Source organism: Herbaspirillum sp. meg3 (assembly GCF_002257565.1).
Taxonomy (GTDB): Bacteria; Pseudomonadota; Gammaproteobacteria; order Burkholderiales; family Burkholderiaceae_D; genus Herbaspirillum.
On sequence record NZ_CP022736.1, the window covers coordinates 4,265,335 to 4,279,173 of the forward strand.

General features: G+C 57.6%; 12 protein-coding genes. 7 read left to right on the forward strand and 5 right to left on the reverse strand.

Annotated features, from left to right (window positions below):
• Window positions 1-104 precede the first annotated feature (104 nt).
• A complete protein-coding gene (locus tag hmeg3_RS19165; RefSeq protein WP_094565143.1) occupies window positions 105-836 on the reverse strand; it encodes a GntR family transcriptional regulator in 732 nt (243 codons plus the stop codon).
• Window positions 837-1,488: 652 nt separating this feature from the next.
• Between hmeg3_RS19165 and hmeg3_RS19170 the strand changes: the two genes are divergently transcribed.
• From hmeg3_RS19170 to hmeg3_RS19200, 7 genes are all read left to right on the forward strand, one after another.
• Window positions 1,489-2,574 carry a porin gene (locus tag hmeg3_RS19170; protein WP_094565144.1) on the forward strand — a complete coding sequence of 362 codons (1,086 nt, stop codon included), beginning with the start codon at window positions 1,489-1,491 and terminating at the stop codon, window positions 2,572-2,574.
• Window positions 2,575-2,721: 147 nt separating this feature from the next.
• A complete protein-coding gene (locus hmeg3_RS19175; protein ID WP_232511735.1) occupies window positions 2,722-3,900 on the forward strand; it encodes an ABC transporter substrate-binding protein in 1,179 nt (392 codons plus the stop codon).
• A 247-nt stretch (window positions 3,901-4,147) separates the two neighbouring features.
• Window positions 4,148-5,014, forward strand: a complete 867-nt coding sequence (locus hmeg3_RS19180) for a branched-chain amino acid ABC transporter permease (protein ID WP_094565145.1) — start codon at window positions 4,148-4,150, stop codon at window positions 5,012-5,014.
• 53 nt (window positions 5,015-5,067) lie between these two features.
• On the forward strand, window positions 5,068-6,018 hold the full coding sequence (locus tag hmeg3_RS19185; protein WP_094565146.1) for a branched-chain amino acid ABC transporter permease: 951 nt from the start codon (window positions 5,068-5,070) through the stop codon (window positions 6,016-6,018).
• Window positions 6,015-6,851: an ABC transporter ATP-binding protein gene (locus hmeg3_RS19190; RefSeq protein ID WP_094565147.1), complete on the forward strand. Its 837-nt coding sequence runs from the start codon at window positions 6,015-6,017 to the stop codon at window positions 6,849-6,851. The genes hmeg3_RS19185 and hmeg3_RS19190 overlap by 4 nt, the downstream gene beginning before the upstream one ends.
• Window positions 6,848-7,612 (forward strand): ABC transporter ATP-binding protein, encoded by a 765-nt coding sequence (locus hmeg3_RS19195; protein ID WP_094565148.1) that lies wholly within the window; start codon window positions 6,848-6,850, stop codon window positions 7,610-7,612. The genes hmeg3_RS19190 and hmeg3_RS19195 overlap by 4 nt, the downstream gene beginning before the upstream one ends.
• 77 nt (window positions 7,613-7,689) lie before the next feature.
• On the forward strand, window positions 7,690-8,397 hold the full coding sequence (locus hmeg3_RS19200) for an aspartate/glutamate racemase family protein (protein ID WP_094565149.1): 708 nt from the start codon (window positions 7,690-7,692) through the stop codon (window positions 8,395-8,397).
• 42 nt (window positions 8,398-8,439) lie between these two features.
• On the opposite strand, the gene hmeg3_RS19205 is transcribed toward hmeg3_RS19200, so the two are convergent.
• The 4 genes from hmeg3_RS19205 to hmeg3_RS19220 all read right to left on the reverse strand — a co-directional run bounded on the left by hmeg3_RS19205 (window position 8,440) and on the right by hmeg3_RS19220 (window position 13,790).
• A complete protein-coding gene (locus tag hmeg3_RS19205) occupies window positions 8,440-9,918 on the reverse strand; it encodes a sensor domain-containing diguanylate cyclase (RefSeq protein WP_232511737.1) in 1,479 nt (492 codons plus the stop codon).
• Window positions 9,919-10,306: 388 nt separating this feature from the next.
• Window positions 10,307-11,059: an ABC transporter ATP-binding protein gene (locus hmeg3_RS19210; protein ID WP_094566457.1), complete on the reverse strand. Its 753-nt coding sequence runs from the start codon at window positions 11,057-11,059 to the stop codon at window positions 10,307-10,309.
• A gap of 8 nt (window positions 11,060-11,067) precedes the next feature.
• Window positions 11,068-11,838 (reverse strand): ABC transporter ATP-binding protein, encoded by a 771-nt coding sequence (locus tag hmeg3_RS19215; RefSeq protein WP_094565151.1) that lies wholly within the window; start codon window positions 11,836-11,838, stop codon window positions 11,068-11,070.
• Window positions 11,835-13,790 (reverse strand): ABC transporter permease, encoded by a 1,956-nt coding sequence (locus hmeg3_RS19220; protein WP_094565152.1) that lies wholly within the window; start codon window positions 13,788-13,790, stop codon window positions 11,835-11,837. Before hmeg3_RS19220 ends, hmeg3_RS19215 begins: the two co-directional genes overlap by 4 nt.
• Window positions 13,791-13,839 lie beyond the last annotated feature (49 nt).

A 13,839-nucleotide genomic window follows, 5' to 3' on the forward strand; every position in this document is an offset into this window, starting at 1 on the left:
CGTCGATGAAAAAACAAAGGGTTAGCAAAATCTGCTAACCCTCTTTCCAGCTGATGCCGCAATGACAACAAAGCTGCCGCCAAGAAATAGACAGCCGACGTGTTTCAGCGCACCGGCGCGAACAACTTGCCAAAGTCGATCTCCACCGCCTGCGTCGGCTCTGCCAGCAACCCCAGCGCATATTCGCCGAGATGGTGCTCCATCAGGCGTGCCGCCAATGCAGGTTCCCCTTTCTCGATCGCATCCAGAATGCCGATATGCTCGTCAGCCGAGCAGCTATTGCGCTTGGGCGTCTCATAAAGACCGATCAGCAAGGAAGTACGTGCGATCAGCGTACGGAGATAACCGCTGACGATATCGTTCTGATTCACTTCGGCCAGCTTGATATGAAATTCACCGGAAAGGCGGATCCAGTCGCGCCAGTTGCCATCTTCGCGCAAGGCATGCTCTTTCTTGATCATCTCGCGCAGCTCGGCAAAGGCCTTGCTCTTATTACCGGGCTTTGCCGCAAGGCCTTTGACGGAACCAACCTCCAGGATCACGCGCGCCTCAAAAACTTCGCGCGCTTCGCCAATGTCATGCAGGGCGATGATGGCGCCACGATTGGGCTGCAGCTCAATGACGCGCTCATGCGCAAGCTTGACGAACACCCGCCGCAATGTCCCGCGCGTCACGCCAAAGGCCTCGCACAAAGGTGCTTCGACCAGGCGCGTGCCGGGTGGAAGCTTGTGGTCAAGGATCGCGTCGATGATCGCCATATATATACGGGCGTCGATGGCGTCGTTACTCAAGTCCTTATTCAAGTCCTTGCCTTTTTCCGCTTTGACTTCGCTCATTTCGCCTTCCCGCGGGCGATGGAGAGACAACCCATTGTGCTCAATCGATGCATAAATCGTAGAAAATATTTGTACATATGTTCACAGTATAAGTGCTTCGCCTCGGACCTGCACGAGACAAGCGCACTCCCGAGATGACCTTGCATCGCGCTGCAGCCGGACATCAAAGGCGCAGCGCCAATAGCATCCATAACGCACCTCGCCGCCCGCACCAAAAACTGAACGCAGCTCCCAAATTGTGCACAATCGTAATAAGAAGGTGCACAAACAGACACCTTGTCAGCCTTCCGACAGGATTTACTCGCCATACTCCCGCGCATGACGTCCCATAGCAGGCTCCGAGAGAGCCGCCGAAAGCCTTGATACAAGGCCACTTCTACCACTTCAAGCACACTATCAGCTCACTCTGGCACGCTTTTCGCTTATTCAAAATTCCAAGATTGTGCACAATCCTAATTGAAATTGTATTCATCTGAACAAGACTTGCTGATGCCAGGCAGTTCACATCAGCCGGCACGGCAGACAGCAGTGCGTAATACATGTACCTCAGCAATCCTCGTGACAACGCGTGAAAAGCTGGTCCGGCAGGGAGTCGGGGCCGGGCCTATATGGCAAACCTATTGAAAACATCAATCAAGACAAGAAGGAAAACATGAGCACTTTCAACAAACTCGGGGCAGCAGCCATCCTCGCACTGGGCGCAAGCGGCGTCGCCTGTGCACAATCGAGCGTCACCGTCTCCGGCGTCATCGACACCGGCTTCGGCTATACCAGCAACGCCGGCAATGGTTCGCAAAACAAGGTCGGCATGCTCAACAGCATCCTGGGCGTATCCAACGTGGGCTTTCGCGGCAAGGAAGATCTCGGCGGCGGTCTCAATGCGGTGTTCAACCTGCAGGCCGGCTTCAATCCGACCAACGGTTCGCAATCGGCAAGCGGCCAGCTGTTCTCGCGCAATTCGCTGGTCGGTCTGGAAAGCTCGTCCGGCGCACTGACCGTCGGCAAGCAATGGAACTTCAACGACGACTGGCTGGTGGGTAGTGTGTTCAAGGGCGGCTACAACTCCGGCGCGATCTTCAAGTTCTCCGAGTTCGATGCCGTCAGCGAAATCTATAACAACACCATCAAATACGTCTCCCCTGAAATCGGCGGCTTCCAGGGTGGCGTGATGTACGGCTTCGGCGAAGCGGCAGGCAGCCTGCGCACCGGGCAGGTCTACAACATCGCCGCGAAGTATGCGCAAGGCCCGTTTTTCGTCGGCATCACTTTTGACCGCGAACAGGACGCTACCGTCGGCCTCACCAACACCGGCAACGTGTTGAAGCTGACCACGCTCGGCGCCAGCTACACTATCAACGCACTGAAATTGCGTCTTGGCGCCGCACGCAGCGATATCTCCGGCCCCGGCTCGTTCCAGTCGATTCCATCGCTGTCGACCGCACGCAAAGCCTATGCAGTGGAAGCCGGTGTCGACTATACCTTTACGCCTGCGTTCACCGGTTCGGCCGATGTGATCTATCGCAAGAACACCACGCTCTCCAACAACACCAAGGTCTACCGCCTGCTCGGCATCTACAGCTTGTCCAAGCGCACCAGCCTGATCGCCAACCTCGCCTACCTGAGCAATGGCGACGGCGCCACCGAATCGCTGATCAGCACCAATTCGACAGCCATCGGCGGCGGTTACGCCAATCAGCATCAGACGGCACTGGCGCTGGGTATCCGTCACACGTTCTGATCAAAGCCAGTACACATAACGCACACGCAGATAAGAAGCTGCACGGCGTGATCCTTGCTTGACCTGTCACTGAATTTTTATCTGACAATTTTTGAATCGACTTTTCTGTTTTCCATTTTTCAAACGGGAGTAATGATGAACAAACGCATGTCCTTGAAAACCCTGGCCGCATTGACGCTGGCCATGTTCGCCGCGGTACCGGCGGCGCACGCCGCCGACAACGTCCTGAAGATCGGCGTCAACGGCGTGATGTCCGGCGCTGCCGCATCGTGGGGCCTGGTCAACAAATACTGCGCAGAGACCACGGCCGAAATGTATAACGCCAAAGGCGGCGTCGATATCGGCGGCAAGAAGTACAAGATCGAAATCGTCGCGCTCGACGACAAGAATGATCCGAAGATCTCCATCTCCAACGCAGAGAAACTCGCCAGCGACGGCATCAAGTACATCATCGGACCGAACATCGACACCACCGCCATCGCCGTCAAACCGGTGATGGAACGCGCCAAGGCAATGAACTTCCCATACGCCTTCTCCAAGGAGCTGTACACCGCACCGGCCAACGCTTCGGTGCTTGGCATGGTGGCGTCGTATCAGGTAGGTCCGGTGGTCTACAAATACCTGATGGACAAGAAAGGCGTGAAGAGCATTTCCTTCGTCGCACGTAACGAGTCCGACGCCAAGAACCAGCAGGAAGAAGGCGTGGCTGCGGCCAAGAGCCTGGGCCTGAAGGTACTGGCCGACAAGGAAAGCTACGAACCCGGCACCACCGACTTCATGCCGATCATGTCCAAGCTGGTACGCGCCAAACCTGACGCCATCGTGCTGTCGGGCGTGGCGCCGTCGGACGCGCCGCTGCTGATCAAGGCCGCACGCGACCTCGGCTTCAAGGGCCAGCTGTCCACTGAAACAGGACAAGACGCCAAGATCCTGGAACAGGTCGCCGGTGAAAAAGCGGCGGGCTTCCTCTCCGTCGGCGGCGCATCGACACCCGCGATCCAGTCCGACTACATGAAGCAATTCGTCGAGGTCTACAAGAAGCGCGTCGGCGAATGGAATGACGAAGCCGGCACCAAAGCTTATGCGCTGGAACTGATCCTGGCCGTGCTGCAAAAGAATCCAAAAGCATTGACCGACGTCGAGCAATTCCGCAAGGAGATGCCGTCGTTCAAGATGACCAATCCTTTCGTGAAGGACAAGACCACACTGCAATTCGTCGGCAAGAAAGACTTCGGCCGTCAATCGCAGGTTGGCGTACCGCTGGTGGTCAACGCCTATAAGGGCGGCGGCTTCGAAGCAGTCTACGTCGGCCAGGTCGCGAACTGAACATGCAGTCGTAACGCGCGTTGTTGTGCCCCGCCACACGTTGTCCCGCGTGCGGCGGGTTTAGTAGAAGCAAGGCAGTAGGTAGTAAAAGTAGTAAGTAACAACAACCTGTTCAGGGTCTTGCAACGAGACCATGAGCAGGTTGGCTGTAAAAATAGTCTGCTTCACCCATTGCCCGCACCGGCCTCCCTTCTGGTGTGGGCAATACCCTGAAATTGACGCAACAACAGAGGATTCATCAACCGACATGCTGCAAATTCTCATCAACGGACTCATCCTCGGATCGGCCTATGCGCTCATTGCGCTGGGACTGACCATGGTCTTCAGCATCATGCGCGTGGTTAATTTCGCCCACGGCCAGATGTACATGCTGGGCGGCTTCGTCATGTACTACCTGTACGGACAATTCGGCTTCCCGTTCTGGCTGGCGCTGCTGCTGGCGGGCGCGACGCTGGGTGTGATCGGCATGGCGTTCAACCGATTCCTGTTCCAGCCGGTGCTGGCGAGCTCCAAGCGTGAAGAAAGCAGCATGCTCATGGCGGTCGGCACCGCGCTGCTGCTGGAAAACGTCGCGCTCTCGCTGTTCGGCGAAAAGCAGCGTGGCGTGCCGACGCTGATCGACGGCGTGCTGATCCTCAACGACGGCGATGCGTATCTGCCCTATTCGAATCTCGCGGTCGCCGTGATTTCGATCGGCTTCATCGTCGCGCTGCTGCTATTCGTGCAATACACCAAACCCGGCCGCGCCCTGCGCGCCGTGGCGCAAGACAAAGAAGCGGCGCTGCTGCAAGGCGTCAACGTCAAGTTCATCACCACGCTGGGCTTCGCCATCGGTGCGGCGCTGGCCGGTATCGCCGGCGGCCTGCTGGTGACGCTGTACGGCGTCAACGCCGGCGTCGGCACCAACATCTCGACCAAGGCCTTCATCATGATCATGATCGGCGGCGCCGGCGTCACCTCGGGCGCTATCGTCGGCGGCTTCGTGCTCGGCATGGCGGAAGCGATCGGTTACGACCTGCTGCCGAGCAGCATGACGTACCTGCTGATCTTTGTGGCCATGATCGTGTTCCTGATCTTCAAACCGAACGGCCTGTTCGGCAAACCCTGGGGCTGATCATGACTGCATCTCTCAATTCGCCGCTCACTTCTTTGCTTTCACGAGGCTCCATGAAACTCGACAAACGCCGCGACTTCTCGGTGATCCTGCTGATACTCGGCGTGCTGGTCGTGCTGCCGCTCGGCATCGGCCACTCGCGCTATCTGATGTCGGTGCTGATGAATTGCGCCGGTGTAGCCGTCATTGCCAGCGGCGTGTGGCTGACCTTTTGCATCGGCCGCATCAATATCTGCCAGGCAGGTTTCGCCTTGATCGGCGGCTATGTCACGGCCATTCTGATTGCCAAAGCCGGACTCAGCTTCTGGATCGCGCTGCCGCTGTCCTGCCTTGCGTCGGCCCTGTGCGGCGCGCTGATCGGCAGCGTCATCCTCAAGCTCAAGGGCATCTACTTCTCGATGCTGACGATCTGTCTGACGGAAGCGATTCGTCTCGCCTTCCTCAACGGCGGCGATCTGACGCAAGGCTCCAAAGGCATCACAGGCTTGCCTCAACCGTTCTCGGGCGACTCTGCGTTGCCGCTGTATTACCTGGGCATTGCCCTGCTGGCGATTGCACTGGGCGTGGTGTGGCGCGTGCATTATTCGCGTCTGGGCGGTATCTTCCGCGCCATGCGGCTGAACGAAGATCTGGCGGAGAGCTTCGGCGTCAACGTATGGCGTTATCGCATCATGGCCTTCTCCATTGCGTGTGCGCTGGGCGGACTGGGCGGCAGCTATTTTTCCGTGTTCACGCAGAGCGTGTATCCGCAAAGCTTCACGGTCGAACACAGTATTTACTACATGCTGTTCTGTTTCCTCGGCGGACTGGAATATGTCAGCGGCGCGATGATCGGTGCGTTTGCGCTGACCATCCTGTTTGAACTCTTGCAAGACTTCCAGCAATACCAATCGCTGATCTACGGCGTACTGATGATCGTAGTCATGCTGACGCTGCCAAATGGATTGATGGCGCTGCGCAGCTTCTCGTTCTCGCGGCCATTCCGCAAAGGAGAAGCGAAATGAGTGCATCCATGAACCCGGTCAGCCCTTCGGTGACACCGCCCCCGGACAAACGTGTCATCCTGCAAGCCAGCGGTCTGAGCAAACGCTTCGGCGGCCTGCTGGCCAACGACGATATCTCGCTCTCGCTCGGCACCGAGACCGGCAAGGTTACCTCCGTGATTGGCCCCAACGGCGCGGGCAAGAGTACTTTCTTCAAAATGCTGGCGGGTTTCTGCACGCCGACCACCGGCAAGGTGCGCCTGTTCGGTGAAGACATCACCGGACTGAATCCGCACAAGATTTCGGCCCGTGGACTGGTGCGTACCTTCCAGGAAACCACCATCTTCCCCGAGCTGACCGCACTGGAACACGTCGCATTGGCACGCCAGCTCTCGCGCAGCGCCAATGATTTTCAGGTATTCGCCAACACCGCATCGGCGCGCCGCGATGAAGATCGCATGCGCGCCGATGCACTGGAAATCCTCCGCTTCCTCGATCTCGACGGCGTCGCCAACAGCGTCGCCAAGACACTGCCGCATGGTTACCTGCGCCTGCTCGGCATCGCCATGGGCATGGCAGCAAGCCCCAAAGTGCTATTGCTCGACGAACCCTACGCCGGACTCAATCCCGACGAAACCGACCGTGCCGTCGAGCTGACGCGCAAGATCGCCGCCAGCGGTGTTTCCATCCTGCTGGTCGAACACGACATGAAAGCCGTGATGAAAATTTCCGACCATATCCACGTACTCTACTTCGGCAAGAAAATCGCCGAAGGCAGCCCGGAACAAATCCGTAACAACGAACAGGTAATCGAAGCCTATCTGGGCAAGGAAGACGAGGATATCGGTCTATGAACGCGATACTGGAATCCACCGCTACAGCCGGGCAAGCCACCAGCGCTGTTCCCCATCTGCAACTGCAAAATGTTTCGCTGAACTACGGGCACGTGCGTGCGCTGCAGGACGTCAGCCTGCGCGTCGACCAGGGCAGCGTGGTGGCGCTGATCGGCGCCAATGGCGCCGGCAAATCGTCGACTCTGCGCGCCGTGACCGGCCTGTCGCCGGTATGCGGTGGCCAGGTGCTGCTCAATGGCAGCAATGTCACCGGCACCTCGGCGCACAAGCTGGTTGAACAAGGCGTGGCGATGGTGCCGGAAGGCCGCCACGTTTTCCCTTTCATGTCGATCAAGGACAACCTGCTGATGGGGGCGTATACGCGTTCGGACAAAGGCGGCATCGCCGCCGATCTGGACAAGGTGCTGACACGCTTTCCGCGTCTGAAGGAACGCTTCAGCCAGCAGGCATCAAGCCTGTCCGGCGGCGAACAGCAGATGGTCGCCATCGGTCGCGCACTCATGGCGCGACCACGGCTGCTGTTGCTGGATGAGCCATCGCTGGGCATTGCGCCGCAATTCATCCGCCTGATTGCCCGCACAATTCTGGAAATCAACAAGGATGAAGGCGTCACCATCATGCTGGTCGAACAGAACAGCCGCATGGCGCTGATGATCTCGCGCTACGCCTACATCCTCGCCACCGGCCGTATCGAGCTGGAAGGCGTTTCGCGCGAGCTGCTCGACCATTCCGACATCAAGCGCCTGTATCTGGGTGCATAAGAGTACGGAGGCGCAGCAAACAAAGTCAGCACCGACTACCCCGTACAGCATCAACCGCCAAGAACAATCGAGACAACGTGAAAATCAACATCGTCAATCCCAACACCACCGCCACCATGACAACCAAGATCGGCGACTGCGCCCGCCAGGTCGCAGCACCGGGCACCGAGATCTGGGCCTGCAATCCAGCCACCGGCCCGGTCTCGATCGAAGGTCATTACGACGAAGCCATGTGCGTGCCCGGCCTGCTTGCCGAAATCCGCCGCGCCGAAGCGGCTGGCGCAGACGCCCACATCATCGCCTGCTTCGGCGATCCGGGTCTCGAAGCCGCACGCGAGATCGCCGGCGGCCCGGTGTTCGGCATCGCCGAAGCCGCCATGCACGCCGCCAGTTTTGTCGGCAAGCATTTCAGCATCGTTACTACGCTGGGAAGAACCTGCGGCATCGCGGCTCATCTGGCGGAACGCTATGGCATGCAACGCTTCTGCCGCAACATCCGCGCCTGCGAAATCGCTGTACTGGATCTCGACAACCCCGCCTCCGATGCCTATGCCGCGATCATGCAGGAATGCCGCCTCGCGCTGGAGCAGGATGACGTCGACTGCATCGTCCTGGGATGTGCCGGCATGGCCGACCTGTGCCAGGCCATCAGCAAGGAGCTGGGCGTGCCGGTGATCGACGGCGTCAGCGCCGCCGTGACATTTGCTGAAGGCCTGGTACGGCTTGGACTACAAACCAGCAAACGCGGCGAATGGAATTATCCTTTGGCGAAACAGTATCTGTGACATTGGCCCAATACTCCGGAGTCAACAGTCAGGAATAGAGAATCAGGAAGCAGTGACAGCTGCTGGTGCTGCCACTGCTGCCACTGCTGCCGGTGCAGAACTCAGCTTCACCTGATTACGGCCGCTGCCTTTGGCTTCATACAAGGCGCCGTCAGCTGCATTGAGCACGGCTTCAATGCTTGCATGCGCAGTCCGGTCATAGGTCGCCACACCAATGCTTGCCGTAACGTGGCCGAACTGGCTGCGGGAATGCGGGATTTTCAGCATTTCAATGGCGTTCCTGATTTTCTCGCCGACCAGCATTGCGCCTGGCGCTTCAGTTTCCGCCAGCACGGCGACAAACTCTTCGCCGCCATACCGTGCCGCGACGTCGGAACTACGAGGCAAGGCGCTCGTGATTGCCTCTGCAACGGAGGCCAGCACGTCGTCGCCTTTCTGATGGCCGTAGGTATCGTTATAGAGTTTGAAATGATCAACGTCGATAAACAAAATGGAAAAAGCGACGTTACCCCGTTGCGACACACTCCATAAATCTTTCAGCAAGTCATCCAGCGTGCGGCGATTAATCAGTTTTGTCAGCCCATCGACACGCGCCAGCTGGTTCAGTTTCTCTTCGGCCTCAACACGTTTTCTGAGTTCTTTACGAAGCACCCAGAACAAGGCCAGAAACACCAGACCACCGAGCGACATCATCACCAAGGTACCGTAGACGTCATTCCTCCACTCCCTGTAGATGTCCTTCTCGGAGCGTCCCACCATCACAACCAGCCGCGTTCCCGGCACGCTCCTGAACGAAAACAAGCGTTCGATACCGTCCGTCGACGAGCGGATAAAGAAATTGCCACTATCATGCTGAATCGCGTCACGGACCTGCAAAAAATTGGGACTCTTGCTCATATCCCGGCCAACCAGGGCAGTCGAAGAAGGCACCCGCATATAGATGATTCCGTCCCGTGAATAAAGCGAGATGACGCCATCCTCCCCCAAAGCAATGCCGCTGAATAGTTCTTGAAAGTAATCGAGCTCTAGTGCGATGACCACAACGCCGGCGAAGCTTCCATCGATATTGGACAAGCGCTTGGATAGGACGACGGCCTGCCGGCTATCGTCGAATTTGGCAGCAAGCGGTTTTGAAATGTAGAGGCCCACCTCGAAACGGTCGCGGTGAATCGTGAAATACGGTCGATCCGCGTAATTGTGCCCAGGTACGCCGGGCAGAGAAGTCGCGACCACCTCACCCCTCGCATCGACGATGGCCGAGAGCGCGATATGTCTCATCTCCAGTCCGTTACCAAACAAATAAGAATGCTTTTGGCTGTTGGTGAGATTCTGGTAGATGGTATTTTGAAATCGATGCGCCAACGCATCCATCGACAAAGATACGATCTCAATATTTCTAAGAATGTCGCGCTGCGCGACTAAAGCGACATTCTGTGAATTTTCAATGGCGTTATGACGCGCTTCTTCGTGACTTTGATAGATCAGCCAGACGCACAAGCTGCATATTAACGCGACCAGCATGGCGCCATTGATGATCAGGACTTTGTATAAGCGATTGATTTTGGCATCCTATCTGCGCAACGTGCGGCAACAAGCAAGCACAAGCATCCAAAGGCAACATCAGCGAGGAACTGACCGGCGGCAAACCTGGGTGAAGCTTGGCGAAGCTTGGTGAATTCAGCGAATTCGATAGGCGCGCTCAATACTGCGGTACAGCAATGACTCATCCTGACTCGATAGAAAAACAAATACGATCAAGCAAAGTCAATGGAAGGATTCTGCTCACAAACCCGTTTCAAATTGCGCATATCCGTGGTGTTAATTAACGCACAAAAGTAGATTTTTAAAAAGTTATCTCTACAACAATATGAAGGAAAGACAACAGACGCACGGCGTACGTCTGTTGTCCCTATACAGAAAGATAAGCGCGCCGCACATCCTCATCCGCCGCCAGTTGCGCCATCGTGCCCTGATAGCGGATGTGACCGTTTTCAAGCACGTAGGCGCGATCACTGACCAGCTCGGCGAAATGCAGGTTTTGTTCCGACAACAGGATGGACATGCCTTCGCGTTTGAGTGTCATGATCATGTTGGCCATCTGTTCGACAATCACCGGCGCCACGCCTTCGGACGGTTCGTCCAGCAACACCAGATACGGATTGCCCATCAACGTGCGCGATACCGTCAACATCTGCTGCTCGCCACCGCTCATCTGCCCACCGGGACGCAACGGCATTTCACCGAGGTTGGGAAACAGATCGAACAGTTTTTGCGGCGTCCATTCGACGGCATCGGGACGTGCCGGCTGGCGGCCGACTTCCAGATTCTCAAGCACTGTCAGGTCGGCAAACACGCGGCGATCCTCGGGCACGAAACCCATTCCCATGCGTGAGATCTGATACGGCTTAGCCCGGCTGATGTCGTTGCCCAGAAAGCTCACACTGCCTTGCGCACGATCCATCAGGCCCATGACGGCCTTCATGGTGGTCGACTTGCCGGCGCCGTTACGGCCCATCAGTGCCACCACTTCGCCACGCCGCACTTCAAGGCCGACATCGAACAGAATATGGGCGCGCCCGTAGAAAGCGTTAAGACCACTTACCTTGAGCAAGGCTTCACCGGCGGTGGATGACCCGGATTGTGCCGGGTTGATTTCATTCATGACGGCGCTCACGAGACGGCCTCCTCTTTTTCAAATGTTTTACCTGAACCGAAATACACTTCCTGCACTTTGGGATGATTGCGGATGGTTTCGCCGTCGCCCTCCGCAATCAGCTGGCCACGTGCCAACACGATCATGCGATCTGCAAAAGCAAAGACGACGTCCATGCTGTGTTCGGTAAAGAGCACTGACAAATTGCGCTCGACCACCAGCTTTTTGGTCAAGGCCATCAAGGCATTGCGCTCCTTCGGCGCCATGCCCGCTGTGGGTTCATCCATCAATAGCAACCGAGGACGATTGGCCATGGCGATCGCCAACTCGACACGCTTGACGTCACCGTAAGCCAGCACGCCGCAAGGACGTTGCGCCTGCCCGGCCATACCTACCTGCTCCAGCAGTTCCATCGCTTCGTCACGGAAGAACGAGACTGCCGGACGCCACAGCTGAAACAGTTTTCGCTCGCGCGACATCAATGCCATCTGGACGTTTTCCACCACTGTCATGGAACTGAAAGTCGCCGATATCTGAAACGTCCGGCCAACGCCGAGACGCCAGATATCGCGCGGCTTCATGCCACCGATTTCATGGCCGTCGAAACGAATCGATCCGGTGTCTGGCCGATACTGTCCGTTGAGAATATTGAAACAGGTCGATTTGCCCGCACCATTAGGGCCAAGCAAAGCCAATAGCTGTCCGCTGGGTAAATCGAAGGACACGCCATTGACTGCCTTGACACCGCCGAAGGCTTTACTGATGTTGTTGACTTGTAGCAGACTCATGCCGCCTCCTTGCTGATACCGTTCTGGACGGACGCGCTATGCTCTTTCGCACGTGGCGACTCCGCTTCGCCCTCTTCGCCGCGATCAAACAGCTTTTTGAAAAATCCCGCAATACCGGCAGGGAACAACAGCACCAGCGCAAGAATGATCAAACCCAGCAATGCGCGCCAGTAATCTGTTTCACGCGCAATAATGTCTTGCAGCCAGGTGAATACTGCCGCCCCAACCACCGGTCCCAGCAAGGTTTGCAAGCCGCCCAGCATGACCATCACCAGGCCGTCGACAGAACGTCCGACACTGATCGCTTCCGGCGAAATGCTACCCTTGGAGAAGGCAAACAGCACGCCTGCTACGCCACAAAACAAGCCTGCCACCACGAATGCCATCCATTGCATGCGTTTGACGTCGATGCCGATGGCGTCGGCGCGCAACGAAGAATCGCGGCCGGCACGCATGGCATATCCGAACGGTGAGAACAGCACACGGCGCAGAAGCAGCACGCCGATCACACTGAACGCCAGCGCCAGATAATAAAAGGCTGTCGGCGAAGCGGCCCAGACTGAAGGCCAGATGCCCACCAGGCCGTTGCTGCCGCCGGTGACGTCATCCCACTGATAAATGATGGCCCACACAATCTGTGCAAACGCCAGTGTCAGCATGGCCAGATAAACCCCCGACAAACGCACGCAGAACCAGCCGAACAACAAGGCGCCGCCGGCCGCCACCAGAGGACCGACCACCATCGCCACTTCCATCGGCAAATGCAGTTTGGTCAGCACGAGTGCCGCCGCATAGGCGCCCAGCCCGAAGTACGCCGCGTGACCAAAGGAATGCATACCACCCGGCCCCATCATGAAATGCAGACTGGCGGCAAACAGCACGGCAATCAAAATTTCCACCAACAGCACGGTCAGGTAAGGAAAGCTGCCCGACAACAACGGCGCGGCCACCAGCAGAGCCAGGCCGGCCAGACCCAGCTTGCGCTGCATCGCGCTGGCCGCGCGCAGAGGCGCTTCCGGTGGTCCACTGGCGCGGCTGGCTGCCTGTGGTTTGCCGAGCAAGCCCCAGGGCCGCACCACGAGGATGAAAGCCATCACCAAAAACTCCACCACCAGCGTCAACTTGGACAGCGAAACGTCAATGCCGAACAGGGATACCTGCCCGATCGCCACGCAGAGCGCTTTGATCTCGGCGATCAGCAAGGCAGCAAGAAATGCGCCGCTGATCGAACCCATGCCGCCCACCACCACGACCACGAAAGCGTTGCCGATCGTTTCCAGATCGAGCGCCAGATTGGCGGGAATACGCGGGCCTTGCAGCGCGCCGCCCAGACCCGCGAGGAAACAGCCCAGCGCAAAGACGCCGGTGAAGAGCCAGGACTGATTGATACCCAACGCGCCGACCATTTCGCGGTCTTGGGTAGCAGCGCGAATCAGCGTGCCCCAGCGCGTGCGATTGAGCAGCAGCCACAGCAGACCAAGTACGACCGGGCCGATGAAAATCAACACCAGATCGTATTGCGGCAGTCGGCGGCCCAAAAGTTGTACCGAACCGGCCAGACCCGGCGCGCGCGGACCGAACAAATCTTCCGGCCCCCAGATATAGAGTGCCGCATCCTTGAGCACCAACACCAGCGCAAACGTCGCCAGCAACTGGAACAACTCCGGCGCACGATAGATGCGGCGCAAGATGACGATCTCGACCAGTGCGCCAAGCAGTGCAACGGCACAGGCGGACAACAACACCGCGCTCCAGAAACCGATGCCGCTGGCGCCGATCAGGCTAACCAGTGAATAAACAATGAAAATGCCCAGCATATAAAAAGAGCCGTGGGCGAAGTTGACGATGCGCGTCACGCCGAAGATCAGGGACAAGCCGGCAGCCACCAGAAACATGGTGGACGCATCGGCGAGGCCGTTGATCAACTGTACTATCAGACTTGAGAGAGTCATACCTTGAGTTCCCTGAGGCGGTTGGCGGCGGCGTCCGTGCATCGACCTG